The 18242-nt window shown below is 41.7% G+C and carries 12 protein-coding genes; 9 read left to right on the top strand and 3 right to left on the bottom strand.

Annotation, left to right across the window (positions count from 1 at the left end):
* Nucleotides 1-236: 236 nt before the first annotated feature.
* Both PHU20_RS13980 and PHU20_RS13975 read left to right on the top strand, forming a co-directional pair.
* Complete coding sequence (locus tag PHU20_RS13980; RefSeq protein WP_274826008.1) at nt 237-1496, top strand: aminotransferase class V-fold PLP-dependent enzyme; 1260 nt, start codon at nt 237-239, stop codon at nt 1494-1496.
* Between the two features lie 212 nt (nt 1497-1708).
* Nucleotides 1709-2473, top strand: coding sequence for a DUF481 domain-containing protein (locus tag PHU20_RS13975; protein ID WP_274826007.1), 765 nt, complete (start codon nt 1709-1711; stop codon nt 2471-2473).
* Nucleotides 2474-2524: 51 nt separating this feature from the next.
* On the opposite strand, the gene PHU20_RS13970 is transcribed toward PHU20_RS13975, so the two are convergent.
* Nucleotides 2525-4702 (bottom strand): amino acid permease, encoded by a 2178-nt coding sequence (locus tag PHU20_RS13970; protein WP_274826006.1) that lies wholly within the window; start codon nt 4700-4702, stop codon nt 2525-2527.
* A gap of 447 nt (nt 4703-5149) precedes the next feature.
* Here PHU20_RS13970 and PHU20_RS13965 point away from each other — a divergent pair, with 447 nt between their 5' ends.
* The 5 genes from PHU20_RS13965 to PHU20_RS13945 all read left to right on the top strand — a co-directional run bounded on the left by PHU20_RS13965 (nt 5150) and on the right by PHU20_RS13945 (nt 9850).
* Nucleotides 5150-5716, top strand: coding sequence for a TlpA family protein disulfide reductase (locus PHU20_RS13965; RefSeq protein WP_274826005.1), 567 nt, complete (start codon nt 5150-5152; stop codon nt 5714-5716).
* Nucleotides 5717-6168: 452 nt separating this feature from the next.
* Nucleotides 6169-6387 (top strand): hypothetical protein, encoded by a 219-nt coding sequence (locus PHU20_RS13960; protein WP_274826004.1) that lies wholly within the window; start codon nt 6169-6171, stop codon nt 6385-6387.
* A gap of 220 nt (nt 6388-6607) precedes the next feature.
* Nucleotides 6608-7099, top strand: a complete 492-nt coding sequence (locus tag PHU20_RS13955) for a DoxX family membrane protein (protein ID WP_274826003.1) — start codon at nt 6608-6610, stop codon at nt 7097-7099.
* Nucleotides 7100-7129: 30 nt separating this feature from the next.
* Complete coding sequence (locus tag PHU20_RS13950) at nt 7130-8716, top strand: Gfo/Idh/MocA family protein (RefSeq protein WP_274826002.1); 1587 nt, start codon at nt 7130-7132, stop codon at nt 8714-8716.
* A 408-nt stretch (nt 8717-9124) separates the two neighbouring features.
* Nucleotides 9125-9850, top strand: a complete 726-nt coding sequence (locus tag PHU20_RS13945) for an energy transducer TonB (protein WP_274826001.1) — start codon at nt 9125-9127, stop codon at nt 9848-9850.
* A gap of 51 nt (nt 9851-9901) precedes the next feature.
* Here the strand turns inward: PHU20_RS13945 and PHU20_RS13940 are convergent, their stop codons facing one another.
* Nucleotides 9902-10792: a metallophosphoesterase gene (locus PHU20_RS13940; RefSeq protein ID WP_274826000.1), complete on the bottom strand. Its 891-nt coding sequence runs from the start codon at nt 10790-10792 to the stop codon at nt 9902-9904.
* A 111-nt stretch (nt 10793-10903) separates the two neighbouring features.
* Between PHU20_RS13940 and PHU20_RS13935 the strand changes: the two genes are divergently transcribed.
* Nucleotides 10904-13276 carry a GAF domain-containing protein gene (locus tag PHU20_RS13935; protein ID WP_274825999.1) on the top strand — a complete coding sequence of 791 codons (2373 nt, stop codon included), beginning with the start codon at nt 10904-10906 and terminating at the stop codon, nt 13274-13276.
* A gap of 21 nt (nt 13277-13297) precedes the next feature.
* Here PHU20_RS13935 and PHU20_RS13930 read toward each other — a convergent pair whose 3' ends face one another.
* Nucleotides 13298-14479 carry a Pycsar system effector family protein gene (locus PHU20_RS13930; RefSeq protein ID WP_274825998.1) on the bottom strand — a complete coding sequence of 394 codons (1182 nt, stop codon included), beginning with the start codon at nt 14477-14479 and terminating at the stop codon, nt 13298-13300.
* A gap of 72 nt (nt 14480-14551) precedes the next feature.
* Between PHU20_RS13930 and PHU20_RS13925 the strand changes: the two genes are divergently transcribed.
* Complete coding sequence (locus PHU20_RS13925; protein ID WP_338040894.1) at nt 14552-18241, top strand: metallophosphoesterase; 3690 nt, start codon at nt 14552-14554, stop codon at nt 18239-18241.
* Nucleotide 18242: the final 1 nt, after the last annotated feature.

The raw sequence follows: 18242 nt of genomic DNA, 5'->3' as shown, positions 1-18242 counted from the left end.
CTCGTTGTGTTTAAGGGTTTTAGGTATATTGTAGCGACCCTTTATGAGGTATATATAGGGTATATGCCAATTGGAACGATAAAAAATATGGGTACTATTTAAATTTTAAAATAACCTGAAATATGAGGCAAATTGCGCTGTTTTTACTTGGGTTTTTATGCTAAAGGAAAGCTTTGCTATATAAATAAGAACAGGGATCCGGCGATGTGAATCCATCAAACTATAGAATTAAAACCATGGAGAAAAGACAGTTTTTAAAGCGAATGGGGCAGGCGGCCGTATTGACCCCATTTTTACCAATGGGACTGCAAGCCCAATATTCAATGTGTGAAGCGCCATATCCCAAGGATGAAGAGGGGTTTTGGAAACGTATTAGGAAGGATTATTCCTTAAAACCGGATTATATAAATCTTGAGAACGGATATTATAATTTCATACCACAGCCAACGCTTGCGAAATACATTGCGCATATGGAAATGGTCAATTACGAAGGATCGTATTATATGCGTACCGTACAGTGGGAGAATAAACAAAAAGTAGCGGATCGGTTGGCAAATATGGTGGGCGTGAAGGCGGAAGAACTGATCATAACCCGAAATGCAACGGAATCATTGGATATGATAATCGGGGGTTTTCCTTGGAAAGCAGGGGATGAGGCCATTTTTGCCATACAGGATTACGGATCGATGCAAGATCACTTCAATCAAATTGCAAAACGGTTCGGTATCGTCAATAAGGTAGTCTCTGTGCCCAATTATCCCGAGAGTGATGAAGCATTGGTGAAACTGTACGAAGAGCAGATAACCTTAAAAACCAAATTGTTGATGGTGAGTCATATGATCAATATCACGGGGCATATACTTCCTGTTCGAAAAATCTGTGATATGGCCCATAAACATGGCGTTGAGGTCTTGGTCGATGGGGCACATTGCATTGGTCATTTTGGTGTGGATATTTCAGCACTGCACTGTGATTATTATGGGTCAAGTCTTCATAAGTGGTTGAGTACCCCACTGGGGGCAGGGTTGCTGTATGTCGCCGAGGATAAAATACCGAAAATTTGGCCTTTAATGGCCGATTACAGTAAGGACGAAACTAAAATAAAACGACTAAACCATACCGGAACCCATCCGGTGCATACCGATTTGGCAATCAATGACGCTATCGACTATCTCGAGATGATCGGTATTCAGCGTAAAGAAAAAAGAATGCGTTATTTACAGCGGTATTGGAGTGACCAATTACGTGAAGTACGGCATATTGTGGTGAACACTCCCTTGGAAGAACATCGATCTTGTGGTATAGCCAATGTGGGGGTAAGGCATATAAAACCGGCAGATTTGGCCAACACCCTATTGGAAGAATTCAATATTTTCACCGTAGCCATCGATCATGTCAATGTGCAAGGCTGTAGGATTACCCCCAACGTTTATACGACCACGGAGGAGTTGGATCGGTTCGTCAGCGCCATGAAAACTTTGGCGGGTAGGATATAAAAGGTTACTTGGTTGTGGGTTTACAAGCATTTTTATGGCAAGGATCATGAATGTGACTTGGGGTTGTACGCGGTACCTTCAAGATGGCCACAAAATAATGGATTGAATTCAAGACCCGATTAAATTCAAAAGTATATTTTCGGGCCGAATTTGTCGGGTAAATAACCCCTTCTTGGGTAATTTGAATATCTTTCCGTCATAAAAGCAAGCCTATGGAATTAAAGCGTATCATACCTTTAGTCGTATTGTTCTCGGTACTATCGGCCAAGGCACAATTGGTAAATATAGAGGCAAAGCGTATGCAAACCGATTCTACCCGTTTTGTGCTCAAGAGCGATTTACTTTTCAACTATGCCGATAATAATGGGGATTACGTAATGCAGTTCGGTTCCAATATTTCTACCCAATTCAAATCCAGGGATCTTAACGACATCTATTTTTTGGTATTGAATTATAATTTGGTCCGTACCGATGAAAAAGATGTTCAGAATGCCTGGTTTTTACACGCCCGCTACAATCATGAATTTACCGACTTTCTTAGGCTGGAAGCCTTTATACAGAACCAGAACAATACCCAGTTGACCATCATCAACAGAAATCTGGTCGGGGCCGGGGTGCGCCTTAAAGTTGTCGACAAGGAAAATTCCAGAGTATATTTCGGAAATTCGTATATGTATGAAATAGAAAAGTTGAACGGTATTGACCAGAGGTTTTACAACCATAGGAACAGCAGCTATTTGTCCTTGACCCAATCCTTTGATAAGATGCATCTTGATCTTGTGGCCACAGTGTATTTTCAGCCCCTTTACAGGGATATCGGCAACCATAGGGTATTGGGTCAGCTTAAGGCAGAGATACCTTTAACCGATCATATGAGCCTTTCTGCATTGTATAACTACTTTCTTACCAATTTTTCATCGGCCCTGCAAGATGACCGTTCCTCAACAATCAAAGTGGGGTTTACGTTCAATATATGAAATGAAAGTTACGTGTTTTGTATTTTAGGACACCATAATCATACAACCATACTATACCAGAACGTTTTCCAAATTGGAATCTACGCAGAATATGCCTGATATTCGGGATTCGTTAACGATTTGGATCATGTCGGAGGTCATCATATGGTCATCCACGCTGAATACATTTACATCGGCATTTCGATATTTTTTAACATTCTCCAGGAGATTGCCTTGTTTTACGCTGATATGGGTTTTTTTCGGAAACCTGACCATGGTATGTAAGTCTTCGATATCCGATGCTGTAAATTTGGAACCGGGATTGTCATCAACTATTAGGGCATCGATCTCACCCTTCCAGTTATTGCAAATCAGTAGGGCCAATAGGGTCGAAAGATCATTGTTCCCTATATTGAAGGTTTCTTTCCAATTTGTGGGGATATCCGTCAACCAGAGATTAATGTTTTTTTCGATGGCCAAACTTGCCGTTGAAAAAGGAATATAGATGATCATTCCAAAATTGTTCTTTTTTACATCGGCTATCAGTTTATCGTAAAATTGCAAGTTGACATTCCCGGTGTCGATACTGACGAAGATTACATTGGGTTTAAAAAAGGCCGCATTGAGCGATTGCATACTGATGTTGATCGTGGTATTGAGTTCCCTATTCTCGACAAAGGCGTAGGAAACAGAAATGCCGCTTTCCTTGTATTTTTTGGAAGCATTGCTCAAAAACTGTTCTATGTTCTTTTGTTCTTCCGGATTCTCATTCAGCAAGGATAATATTTTAATAGACCCATTGGGATTGATTATCGAATGGATGAGTTTATACGAACTTCGAATATCCTTTGGCATGGTCATCGGTATCAAAAGGTCGGGTCGCCAGGATCTTACTTCCTTCTGGGGACTCAGGTTGCTCGATTTTTTTGTGGCCCATTCTGCCAATGCGGTAAAAAGTCCACTTCGCGAATCACCAACCTCAGATTTCAATTTCAAGTTCACCAAATAGAAGTAAAAAATAAAAATCAGGATCAAGGAGGTCAAGGCAACGATGACGTTAATGACAAACATGATGGCAATCGATCCGAAGGCTCCCATGGCAGGTACGATCATGGGTACTTTTAGGGTGGGCCGATAACTTGGTAAGCTCAACGATTGCTCAACGAGCACAACGATATTGACCATGGCATAGGTAATCATGAAAAACATCGTAAGTATAGGGGCTATAGTATTCAAATCGCGTAAAGAAATGCCAATGAACACGATAATAGCGGTAATGAGCATGGAATTGACAGGCTCCCCTTTTTTTGAGATTTTCGCGAGCTCCCTACTTTTGGGTAAAATGCCCTTTTCGGCCAGCGCAAGCATAATGCGTGGTGCCCCTATAAACGAGCCCAAGGCCGATGAAAGGGTCGCCCCTAACAAACCGGCAAGTACAATAGGGCTAAAAAGCGCCTTGTCTATAAATAAATTATAGTTTGATGCCAGTTCATCCGGAGTGGCTAAAAGTGAGGCAACGAATATGAGACTCGCATAGATTATGGTCGTTAAGATCACTGCCGAAATGGTCCCCTTGGGAATGCTTTTTCGTGGACTGGTTAAATCACCGGACATGTTGGCCCCTGCCATTACCCCGGTCACGGCGGGAAAAAATACGGCAAATACAACCCAATACGAGGTGCCGCTGAAATTATTCTCTATAGATCCAGGGTATTTGCCGAACCATTCGAAGTCGTAATTCAATTCACTGACAAAGAGTGCCCCATAGATCGAAACCAAAGAAAGGATGATAATACCCAAAATGACATACTGTATCTTAAAGGCAAAACTTGTACTTATAAAGGCGATGCCCATGACCAGGGAAAAAATAACGATGTCGGCAATCAAAGCGTTTAGACCGGGCAATATGGAAACCAAACCTTCCCTAAATCCAAAAACATACATGGCCACCGCCAAGGCCTGGGCAATATAAAACGGAATGCCTATGGCACCACCGATTTCAAGACCCAAGGATTTTGAAATGATACTAAAAGCCCCACCGGCCCCAATACGGACATTGGTGGTAATCGAAGATAAACTCAATGCCGTCGTAAACGTTATGGCCACTGAAACCAACAAGATCGACAAGGCCCCAACTACACCCGCATTTCCAACAACCCATGGCTGCCGAATATACATGATCACACCTAGTATGGTCAATGTTGTCGGTGTAAAAACCCCTGCAAAAGTCCCGAATGTTTTCTTGGTCATTTTCAATGAAATCAATGATTTAATTTAATGATTTCTTTGTTCCAATCAAAAGATATTGCAGATTATAAAATGGTAATCCGTAAAATATTATTACATGGCAAGAAGCAGTAGGCAACGGTTCGTATCCCGGTCGGTTTGGCCATTGTTGTGATTTTTCCATTCGGAACTTAATACGGCACTTGTTTTTTAAAAAGCAATGGCCGCTCTTAGTATTGCTTGTGGACATTCATGGGAGGCACCTGATTGATGGACTTATCGAAGTTTGATGATTTTGGTGACTGACGGCAATTTCCGTAGCGCAACAGTATTATATTTTTAGTATGGTTCAATTTATTGTTGGGGAATTCATTCCCGACAATCAGAATTTTGTAAAGTATTGGATAGATAGGGATCATTGGGGCCTATTTACGTTGCCATTACTAACCAACATTCTTTACATTTGTTTTCATGAAAAAGAAAAAGCCGGATTTAAGCACCATCATTTTCGCCTTGGTGATCCTGTTGATGATCATACCCCAAACGCGAACGCCCATCCAAGAGGGTATAAGTAAGATTCGGATGTTCTTGTTCTCCCCTTCTACCCTGAAGAACGAGGACCAAACCCAATTACAACCTTTTACCTATGAATTGACCGATTTGCAAGGAGCGCCCGCCCATGTGGAAATTGGTAAGGGCAAAGTGACTTTTCTCAGTTATTGGGCAACTTGGTGTCCCCCGTGTAGGGCCGAACTTCCCAGTATTCAGCAGCTGTATGCCGACTATGGGGATCGGATGGATTTTGTGCTGATCACCCATGAAGACCCCAAAGCCATACAGTCCTTTTTGGATAAGAAACAGTTTGACCTACCGGTTTACCTCCCACGGATGAATACTCCCGAAGCCCTTAAGGAACGTACAATACCCACTAATTATGTTCTTGATAAGAAAGGGAATATCGTTGTTAAGGAGCAGGGGGCAACAGATTGGAACAGCAAAAAAATGCGAACTATATTGGATACACTTCTGGCACATTAGCTGTTGTAAGTACAAAGAAAACGGTGCAGGCCATGGTAGTCTAAATGATCTTTGATTTTCCATCCAATTGCAAAACCCCCAACAGTAGCATTGTGGCCGCTTATGCGCAGGGTGTTTACAGTAAATAGGGTGCCATAAATGATATGATAATGTTTCATTGTTATCCGCCCGTCACCAATTGAACTTCCCAAAAGTGAATACACCTTCTTCAAGGTGCGATTCAAAGGCTTGTATTCCTGTTTGTCATGCAGTGATAAGGAGATGAATAACAATCCGACCCGATGAAATGCACAAACGTTCGGTAAGGTGATTTGAAAGGCCCTGACGTTTATCGAGCTTTTTTTACAGTTTATCCCGATTCTTGTCAGTTACCGAAAAATAAGGGGTTTTGAACGTTTTGTAACCTTCTTGGATGCCCTCTGCTGCGTTTTTATATTATAAAAACGCAAGTCATGAAAATCATCTTAACCCTACTATTTGTACTTACGATCACAATCACTGCACAAGCACAGGACGCTAAGGTCGATGTTCAGGTTGAAACTGTTGAAATGACCATGACTACTACTTCAAACAATGGGAACACGGTGGCCCGGTTATACAAATTCAAAAACTCAAGGGTTAAAAAAGCGTTGTCTTTTATCACTAAAAAGAACAAAGCTAAAATGGCATAATCCATGTTACATTTTGGAAGTAGGTTTTATTGGGTCTAGGTATAAAGCAACGATTTTAAACGATTTTAGGCGGGTCTGTTTTTCATGGGAAGTGTGGCCTTCCATTAAATTGGATAAAAAGCATATTTAACACTTGATTTATGGGGTATTTTCAATATTTTTAAAGTCCCGATGTACTTCAGGCACTAACCGATTGTATAATCAAATAGAATTTCCGGGTATGCTTACAATTAGAAATGAGAGATTGTTGACAAACAGTATGGTAATTTTGAGACTGTTTATAGGTTGGCACTTTCTTTATGAGGGTATTATTAAACTATACAATCCAGATTGGACCTCCTTGGGGTATCTGGCTTCTGCCCAAGGTCCTTTTCGTTCCTTTTTTATTTCGTTGACCAGCGATTCAATGATCGGTATCGCCGACTGGGGAAATAAGATGGCTTTGATCTTTGTGGGAATGACCCTTTTATTGGGGGTTTTTGAGAAATGGGGAGCTCTTGTCGGAGCTTTGTTATTGGCCTTGTACTATTTGGCGCATCCTTCCTTTCCTTGGTTGACCGAGGTAAACGTTGAGGGTAATTATTGGTTCGTCAATAAAAACTTGATTGAATTCATGGTCTGTGTGGTCATCTACCAATTGCCGACTTCCCATAATTTTGGACTTCAACGACTCTTCGATAAGAAAAAAGAAGTACTGACCCAGACCAATTGATTCCGATCCTTAAAATAATTATAGCTACAAATGAAATTTACAAGAAGAGACGCTTTAAAAGGTTTAGGTGGTATTCCTCTTATGGGCGCAGTATGGTGGGCTGGTGCAGCCAGTTCCGTAGCCAAGAAAAAAGAACGTTCCGCCATATTGGAACAATTGAACATACAACCTTCATTACCAACGGCCGTTCCGGGCATCGGAGGCGATCCCATTCGTATTGGGATCATAGGATTCGGGATTCGAGGCGAACAGCTTTGCCGGGCCTTGGGGTTCGCTACCAATGAATGGAAAGAAGAAATGCGGTTGGCAGCCAAGGAAAATCCGGACAATACCGCCTTGGCCGATTTTGAGGCACAGGACAAATTGAATGTGCATTTGGCCGGAATCTGCGATATTTTCGATTATCGGGCGAACAAGGCCTTGAATTCCTTCAATACGCCCGATAGTAAGATGGAGCGATTTCGTACCTATAAGGAGATGATACGTTCAGGAAAGGTTGATGCCGTCGTGATCGCCACCCCGGATCACTGGCACGCTCCGATGACCATAGATGCCTTGGAAAATGATATACATGTTTATGTTGAAAAGCCGATGACGCATACCGTTGAGGAAACCTATCGTTTGCAGGAGGCTGCCCTAAACTCAAAGGCGGTTTTACAAGTCGGACATCAACATCGGCAAACGTTGAGTTTCCAAACTGCCAAGGATATCATCCTTAAGGGAACGATCGGGCATGTATCATTGATCCAGACCAATACGAACCGAAACGACGATAATGGGGCTTGGATGTACGAAATCCATCCAGATGCCAGTCCACAAACCATTGATTGGGACATGTTTTTGGGTTCCGCCCCTAAAATACCTTTCAATAAGAACCATTTTTTCAGATGGCGGAAATGGTGGGCTTATGGTTCCGGACTTTCCGGGGACCTGTTGTCGCATGATTTTGACCGGTTGAACTGTGTTTTGAATATGGGAATTCCGGATTCGGTAATGACTTCGGGGGGTATTTATACCCATAGGGATGGCCGAAATGTTCCCGATGTCCTGCAGGTGAATATGGAGTATCCCGAGTTTAGTACGGGAAGTAGTCAGCCCAAAGGAAAGGAAAAGGGGATGACCTTTGTGTATAGTGCCACCTTGGGCAATGGTTTTAGCCGCCCGACCATTTTAATGGGCCATGATGGCACCTTGGAACTGGGGAATCAGTTGACCATTTGGCCCGACGGACAGTCTACCCGTTATGCGGATATGATCGAAAATGGAAAAATGAACCCAAGGGTGCCTATTTATCAATACAATCCAGGGGCTTCGGTTCCTGATGGTGTTGCTTCTGCCACTTCACAATATTTTGCCGATAAAGGATTGATGTGGACCTATATCAATGGTGCCAGGGTAGATTCTACCTTCTTGCATATGAGGGAATGGTTGAGCTGTACCCGGAATGGGGGAAAAGTAAGTTGCGGAATCAAGGAAGGCTTCGAAGAAGCGATTTCATCCCATATGGCCGGACTATCCTATAAATTAGGACAACGTATTGAATGGGACAAAGAACAAGGAAGGCTTAAACCTATCGAAGGAATCGATTTTGACAAGGCGTTGTTAGCTTCCTTGTAGGATGGTAATAGCCCTATGAAAGCACATCAATTATTTAAAAAAAAAGCCCATTAGGGCTTTTTTTGTACCGGTAAAATCATTGTTCCGACCCGTATTCGAGCTCATGGTATTCTTCATTTTCTTCCTTAGAAAGTGGGGTATTCTTTTTTAGTCCATGCTCGTTAAATCCTTCATTTAAGTGGTCAGGTAGGTGTCAAGTACCGTATTTACGGGGCTCACTGATGTTATTTTGATCCCTTGGGAATATTTTAATGTGGAAAATTCTTGTTTTTTCGACTTTGAAATTTCCACATCCTTAAAAAATTGGAATTATTTTGTGAATTATTAAAAATTATCATGAAAAACTGATAATTATCATGTTAGGAGTGGTTAATCAAATGTATTTTTGACCCATATAATTTAATCGTCATGGAAGTAAAGAAAAACCCTAAAGCTGATTTAAATCGTAACAGCGGCCTCTACTTTGTAATAGGCTTAACCCTTGTCCTTTTCCTTACCTGGAGGGCATTGGAATTTAAATCATACACAAAACAGGATAAGATTGTTGAAATGTTGAACGTGGTTGAAGATCTGAAGGAGGATGTTCCCATTACGGAGCAGATAAAAACTCCACCACCACCACCACCACCATCTGCACCGGAGATTATCGAAATCGTTGAAGATGCTGCGGAAATCGAAGAAACGATCATCGAAAGTACCGAATCAAGTGAAGACCAAGTTGTTGAAGCGGTTGAGGTAGATGATGTTGAGGTAGGCGAGGAAGAAGAGGAAATTTCAGTGCCTTTTGCCATTATCGAAAACGTACCGGTTTTTCCCGGTTGTGAAAGTGCCCAAGGAAATGCGGAACGTAAGGCATGTTTCCAAAAAATGATCCAAGAGCATATCAAAAAGGAATTCAGATATCCACAAATTGCTGCAGAGATGGGTATTCAAGGAAGGGTGTTCGTTCAGTTCGCCATTAATTCCAAAGGATATATCGATGGTATCAGAACCAGGGGTCCAGACCCAGGGTTAGAGAAAGAAGCTAGTAGGATTGTGTCTTCCTTACCAAAAATGACTCCAGGAATGCAGAGAGGTAGAGCGGTAACCGTACCCTACAGTATTCCAGTGAACTTTAAATTGGCGGACCAATAACAATATAAAGAGTTCCTCTAATGACGGCGGAACTGTTGGGGGGGTCGATGGTTATTCGTAATCGATTAATTTCTGAGGTCCCTCCAGCAGTATACGTACTATTTGCAAAGTGCCATCATCCTTGGTGGCAATTTGCCATTTTATAAGGGATATGTTCCCGTTCTCTATTTCAATACCCGTAATACTTCTGGGATGGACACAGCTTCCATCATTGAAAAAAGGAATATCACCGGGCTCCGGAAATCGTGGTCTGTGCGTATGCCCTACGATAGTCACCCTCAACTGGTTTTGTACCATCCACCTTTTAATCCGTCGTTCGACCTTGATCAGTTCCTTATAGTTTTTGGCCGGACTCGTAGGATCAGCAATGCCCCAGACCTGTAGGGGTTTCCATAATACACGCACCAAAAAACGTCCCCATCGCCAAAAGGTGTAGTTCCACCAATCTGCTTGATGACCGTGGGTCATGAATAGCTCTTGCTTGGTGTCTTTATGTTTTAAGATAACCCCTTCATTATAGGTAATGCCCTCAAAAAGCTCCTTGTCCTTATTGTCGATGGGCTCAAAATAACTGGAAAGGTGTTTTTTTACGTAAGCTTCGTCCTTATAGACCATATCGTGGTTACCCCAAATCATATGCAATCGGTTATGCAAATGAAATTGACGCAATAAACGATAAATGTTCTTATGGGCTTCAAAAATGGGCTCAAAGGAACGATTTTCCCAAAGTTCGTCCCCATCCCCGATCTCACAATATTGAAAATCGTTATTATAGTAATGTTTTAATGCGTGGTAATAGATGTTCCGGTTGTTCGCGAATTCATCGGCAAAACTATTGTCCCCCCTATGGCAATCACTAAAGAGTATAAACTTTGATGTGTCGTCAAAAGGAACGATTTTGGCATTCTTATAGGCCCTTGACAACCTTAAATTCGATGACATACCTGAAATTTGCATAAATATCTTAAAAAACAGGGAATACCTGGAGGGCTTAAAGCTTAAAATCATCAAGTTTTTGTAATTTTATCGGTCATGTAAAGACTAAAGGTGCGTATGGAGCAAATTTACCCAGAAGAATTTCCTTTAGACCGTCTGGTCAGTTTCAATAAATTATTGAAAAAATATGATCGGATGCTCACAAGTAAGGATGTGTATAAGGCACAAAGGGCTAGGTATGTCCTGGATGCCCAAGCACCTTATCCTGAATTGCGAGAAGGTTTTAAAGATCTTTCCCTTTTAAAGAAATATGAGGAGGTCATTGAAATTATTTTGCAGGATTCCTTCTCTGAAGTGCTGACCGAGAACGAAATCAAAGTTGCTTCGTTGCCCTATTACGATGTGATTTTTAATGGATCCCAAAGATTCAAGAAAATACTCTCCGCGGCGGGGGAAGATTTCCAATTGAAGGTCAGAGGCATACCGGAAGACCTTACATATATCATGGGATGTACCATAATCCTAAGTTTCTATTATGGTTTTAATTTAGACATTAAACGTCCGCTCTTTTACGATATTCCCGATGAAAACGGGGTGATGAAACATTACCGTATTCTGTACAATGCCGATTTTATGGAGTTGATCCCTACCGATAAGGCCAAGGATCTGACACAGAAAGACGTTGATGAACTGTTGGAGAACTTCGATAATATTGAAGTATGGAAAGAAAAGATCCCACCAATGAGTTTTATAGCCAAGGGATTTGTCATATCGAATATGTTCGATGCCACAACAGAACATTCGATTTCCGAGATAAAATCAAAACTTATCTCAGGGGGAAAAGAGGATACTACGAACATTATAGAGGATTTTCAGGATATTTTTAGATCATTTTTCAATACCAAGGATATAAAAGTCGGTTTTGCCACTTATAACAGTGGAAAGCAAAGGTTCGAGAAACCACATGGCAAGGAAAAGGTCAGTTACCTACTTAATGGAAAGGAAACCGAAACCTGTAGTGCTACCCTATGTAAGGAGTCTTATGGTAAATTACTGGATGAGCAAGATTATTTTGCCATTGCCGATGTAGATAAGTTTTTTGAACTGTGTGATAGGGTACCACCCTATAATAATTTAATGGAGCAAGGGATCAAAAGTGCCATTTTTGCACCAATTTCGAATGATGGTGAACTTTTGGGAGTTTTGGAGTTGGTTTCTGGCAAGGTCAATGCCCTTAATAGTGTGAATGCCCAAAAGTTAGAGGATATTATGCCCTTTATCGAAACGGCCGTTTTGCGTTCCGCTACCGAAGAAGCCAATTTGATAGATGCGATAATACAGAATGAATGTACTACGGTACATTCGTCGGTCTATTGGAAATTCAAGGAGGAAGCGAAACATTTTATCGTTGATGCCAGCAAGGGGAAACAACCTTCTTTCAATGATATTGTATTCCAGGAAGTTTATCCGCTTTATGGCCAAATAGATATTAAAGGTTCTTCCAAAGCAAGGAACCTGGCCATTCAGAAAGACCTGGCCATACAACTTTCCAAAATAAACACCATATTGATGGCAGCTTGGGAAGACAAAAAATTGCCCATTTATGAAGAATTGATTTTTCGAGTGGGCAATCTGCTTGAAGAAATTGAGGAAGCCTTGAACACCAATAGCGAACAGGTCATTTTTGATTTCATCAAAGAAGAAGTAATCCCTGTTTTTGAATATCTAAAAAATTCCGATGGGCATTTGCGAAAAATGATTTCAGCCTATGAGGAAGAGATTGATGTGGAAACCGAATCATATTACGATCATCGTAAGAAATATGATGAGAGCGTTATGACCATCAATAAGAAATTGACATCGATCATTGATAAAAGGCAGGAAGACGCGCAACGGATGTTCCCCCATTATTTCGAACGCTATAAGACCGATGGGGTCGAGCACAATATGTACATAGGCCAATCGATTGCGGGGACAATACCCTATGATAGCCTTTATCTGCACAACTTACGATTGTGGCAATTACAGGTGATGTGCGAAATGGAAAATAGACACTATAGGCTTAAACCGGAATTGCCGGTTGCCTTGGATGTAGCATCCCTTTTATTGGTACATAGTACCTCCCTTTCCATACGTTTCCGTATGGATGAGAAACGTTTTGACGTGGATGGCACCTACAATGCCCGTTATGAGGTCATTAAAAAACGAATAGATAAAGCATTTATTAAAGGAACCAGCGAACGTTTGACCCAAACCGGTAAATTGACCATCGTTTATTCACAGAAAAAAGAAGAGTTGGAATATTTGCGCTATTTAGCGTTCCTAAAGGCAAAAGGATATTTTACCAACCACATTGAAATTGTGGAGCTTGAAGGGTTGCAAGGGGTTAGCGGACTTAAGGCCATTCGGGCCGAAATCCTTTATAATAAGGGGAACGAAACGGAAAGGACGTATACTTTCGATGATTTAATGGATGAACTGAAGGCGTAAAGGATTATTTGTCAGCTTCCTTTATTTAGTGCCATAAAGTTGAAAGGAAACCGCAAAAGCTATGACCGAAATTACGGTGCCGATCATAAAGATGGTATAGGTCCACCGTAATATCTTGTATTTACGGTTGAGTACCAAGCCAAGAAAATAGAGATCCTTGGTCAAACTTGAATAGATGTAATCCTTGTCCTTTACCAATTCATTGATGGCCCATTCATATTCCGATAATTTCATTTTATGAAAATTCCCGAAGAACAACAGATTTACTTTTTTGTTCTTTACATCTTCTTTGGTGAATTCCCCGCTGGTCACCTTGGGCCGGGTAGCCAATACCGCTAAAGTCATCGATATTACCGAGAAAAGAATGAAAATGACCGTAGGCACGATCAGATAATGGTTTGATGGGTTGTCTAGTTTGGGAATAAGGTTGGAAAGGGCCAAAGAAATGATGATGGCATTGACGGATAATAGGATATTGGCCTTGGTGTCGGCGATATCACTTAGGGTCAAATGGTTTCTTAAGGTCACCCGAAATAAGGTTTGAATGCCTCGATCGGGGCTTTCGCTCTTATATTTCACTTTTAAGGCTTCCTTTTTAGCAATATTTTTTATCGATTTATATTCTTTTCTAAGTCGCTTTAAGTTTTTGTCCTTGCCGGGCTGCCAATTTTCCTTGGCATATTCGGTATAGTAACGATGTTCTTTACCCAGTACCTCGAGGTTGGTCCTTAACCACTCTTTTTGGCCATATTCGGCTATTCCCAATAGTGACAGTTCTTCCCGCAATAACTCACAGGTTTCCAAATAACTGTTCTGGGCAAAATGTGAGGCATCTGCGTCCCTTATGATTTCTTCTTTAAGGTTGGTAGGGGAATGTTCCCTTTGGGTGGCCAGGATAATACGCTGTATTTCCCGAATGCCGTCTTTGTCATAGCCTTCTTTTTCCAGGAATTCACGGGCTATTTTTGCACTGGTTTCCTCATGGTTCCCACTGCCATGGGTATAGCCGGTATCATGTAGCCATGCGGCCAAGATGAGCAGCTCATTTTCTTTGTCCGCAAGATGGAGCGATTCCAGTATTTCTTTAGTACTTTTAACCACGCGTTGGGTATGGGTGAGGTTATGGTACAAATAGTTGGGGTCCAAGTCCCTAGTCAATAAATCTGTCGCAAAAGATTTAGTTTTCTCGATTATATCCGACATATTTAGTATTTAATATTAAGCCAAATTACAAAATTTAGTATTACTTGATCCCATATGCATAAATATTACCTTTTGACTATCTTGTTATTGTTGGGCAGTTGCGCTACCTATAAGCCCAAATATGCCGATGAGGCAGGAAAGTTGGATGTTCCTGTGACCAAAGAGGTTTCCCATACGTTTTATTTAATCGGGGACGCCGGTAAATCGCCTATGGGCGACATGAACCCCGCTCTCAAACTTTTCAAGAATAGGTTGGATCGTGCGAATCCCAATAGTACGGCTATTTTTTTAGGGGATAATATTTATCCGGCAGGCATGCCCCATAAAAAAGATGCCTCGGACGATTACCTCGTTGCCAAAAACAATATCATGGCCCAATTGAATACCCTTGAGAGATTTAAGGGGAATCCTATATTTATACCCGGTAACCATGATTGGTACAATGAAGGGATTAAAGGGTTGGCCAGGGAGCAAAAGTTTATAGAGAAAGTACTGGATAGTAAGAAGGTATTTTTTCCGGAGGATGGTTGTGCCATCCAAAAAGTGGATATTGATGATAAGGTCGTTGTCATAGCCATTGATACCGAATGGTACTTGGCCAATTGGGATAAGAACCCCACCATAAACGATGATTGTGAAATTAAGGATAGGGAGAAGTTTTTTGAGGAGCTCGAAGGATTGATCAAAAAAAATGCGGATAAGACGACACTCATCGCCTTGCACCATCCGATGTCAAGTTATGGGCAACACGGGGGTCAGTTTTCGTTAAAAAGACAATTGTACCCTACAGGTACCAAATTACCCCTGCCGATAATCGGTACGGTAATCAATGTCTTGAGGAAAACGACCGGTGCTTCCCCCGAAGACTTGAATAATAAGGATTATCGCGAGCTAAGAAAACGGATCATGACTTTGGCCCAATACTCGGAAAAGGTCATTTTAGCCTCAGGTCATGAGCATACACTTCAATATATCGTAGAGGATAACACCCCTCAGATAGTCAGTGGGGCGGGGGCCAAAGAAGGCGCTACGAGATTGATGAACGGCAGTAGGTTCTCAACAGGAAGAATGGGCTATGCCATACTTGAGGTATATGTTGATGGTTCCTCACGAATCAGATATTATGGGGTCGGGGATAATGGGGAAGAGGAGTTTCTGTTCACTTCAGAGGTGTTGCCGCCAGAGAAAGAAGAAATTACGGAGACTTATCCCGAATCCTTTCCCGCAGCAGTTGAAGCTTCGATCTACACCGAAGAGGAAGTAGATAAAAGTAAGTTGTTCAAATACCTTTGGGGTGAACGGTACCGAGATATATATGCGAAGAAAGTTACCGCCCCTACGGTGGATCTTGATACACTTTTCGGTGGGTTGAAAGTGAAGCGGAAAGGAGGAGGGCACCAATCCAGGTCCCTTAGGTTGGTCGATAAGGATGGTAGGGAATATGTTATGCGTGCCTTGCGTAAAAGTGCCGAGATCTATCTACAGGCCATGGCCTTCAAAGACCAATATGTCGTAGGGGAATTTGAAGGCACCTTTACCGAAAGTATTTTGGAGGATTTTTATACGGGAGCCCATCCTTATGCCCCTTTTACCGTAGGGGAATTGTCCGATGCCGTCGGGATCTACCACACCAATCCGAAACTGTACTATGTTCCCAAACAAAAGGCCTTAAAAGGGTATGCCGATGAATTTGGTGATGAACTTTATATGATCGAGGAACGAACCGATGACGGGCATGGCGATCAAAAAAGTTTTGGGTACTCCAACGCAATGGATAGTACCGACGATATGCTTAAAAACCTGAGGAAGGATGAAAAATATAAGGTAGACCAAACAGCCTATATAAAGGCTAGATTGTTCGATATGATGATCGGGGATTGGGATCGGCATACCGATCAATGGCGTTGGGCACGTTTTAAGGATGTTGAAAAAGGCAAGATCATCTATAGGCCGGTGCCCAGGGATCGTGATCAGGTTTTTTCCATTATGGGCGATGGTGCCCTAATGAACCTACTTACCCGCATTGTTCCAGGTCTTACACTTATGGAAGGGTTTAATGAGAAAATAAGAAGTGTAAAAGGATTTAATGGATCCCCTAAGGCCTATGCCCTTGATATGACGGTATTGACAGGGACCACTAGGGAACAATGGATCGAGCAGGCCCGTTTTATCCAGGATAATATAACCCCTGAGGTCATCGATAAGGCTTTTTTGGCTTTTCCCGAAGCGGTACGCAATACCGATCTTATAAGGATCAAAAAAGTATTATTGGCCCGTAAGGCCAACTTGATCGAAACCGCAGATGAATATTTTGGGTTATTGAACAGGTATGCCATGGTAACGGGTACCGACAAGGATGATTATTTTACGATAACCCAACTGTCCAATGGGGATGTCCAAGTGGTCGGTCAACGTATAATAAAAGGGAATAAGGGTGAGGTTTTCTTTAAAAAGGCATTTAACCCTGAAAAAACAAGGGAAATTTGGGTCTATGGTTTGGACGATGATGACCAATTTGAAGTTCTCGGTAAAAAAGGAACGATAAAATTACGTCTGGTAGGAGGCCAAAATAACGATGTATATGAGGTAATCGATAGCCAGGGTGTATATGTATATGACCAAAAGTCGAAAAAGAACACCTTAAAAAAGGTAAAAGATGCAAAATTACGATTGGCCAATGATTATGATACCAATACGTACCAACCCATAAATTATAAGAAGAGTTCCAACATGATCATCCCGTCCATTGGGTCGAATCCGGATGATGGTCTAAAAATCGGGTTTACGGACATTTATACATTTAATGGATTCCAACAAAATCCATTCACCAGTCAGCATACTTTCAAAGCCGCTTTTTACTTTGCTACCAATGGATATGATTTGGGGTATAAAGGCGAATTCGCACGTGCTATGGGCAAAGCAAATTTTGAGGTCGAGGCTAAGTTCACCAGTCCCAATTACAGTATCAATTTCTTTGGATGGGGCAATGAGACCGAAAATTTTGATGATGATTTGGGAATGGATTATAATCGTGTAAAATTGCAGACCGTACAATTGTTCCCTTCATTGGTCTGGCGCAGTGATTTGGGGGCACTATTAAAGGTTGGGGTGAATTATGAAAACATCGAAGTGGAAGAGACCATCGATAGATATATCAATACGTTTTACGTAGAGAGTGGGGAAGAAAGCCATAAAAACTTTATTGGGGCCGATGTGACCTATTCTTTTTCAAATGCCGATAATAATGCTTTCCCCACTATGGGCATGGCCACCTCATTATCGATAGGCTATAAGTCCGAGATCGGAGGTGAAGATAAACACTTTGGATATATTGTTCCCAGCCTATCCTTTGATTATAAATTGGTGCCTAACGGCAAATTGGTGCTAGGTACGAAATGGAAGGCCCATTTTAATATCGGTGATTCCTACGAGTTTTATCAAGCCGCGAGTATCGGGGGATTGGATGGTTTGAGAGGATATAGGAACCAAAGGTTTTCGGGAAAGAAATCATTTTATCAGAACACCGATATAAGGTACGGCTTTAAGCGGATGAAAACCGGACTTCTCCCTGTTAATATGGGGGTTTATGGGGGATTTGACTATGGTCGTGTCTGGACCCCTGAATTTGATTCAAATGTATGGCATACCTCTTATGGGGGTGGGTTTTTCTTGAATGCAGCAGACGTTTTATCCTTTACATTTGCCTTGTTCAATGGTGATGACGGTACCCGTTTTACTTTTGGGATGGGCTTTGGGTTTTAAC

Source organism: Maribacter polysaccharolyticus (assembly GCF_028882255.1).
GTDB classification, from domain to species: Bacteria; Bacteroidota; Bacteroidia; order Flavobacteriales; family Flavobacteriaceae; genus Maribacter_A; species Maribacter_A polysaccharolyticus.
This window is presented reverse-complemented; position numbering and strand designations above follow the sequence as displayed.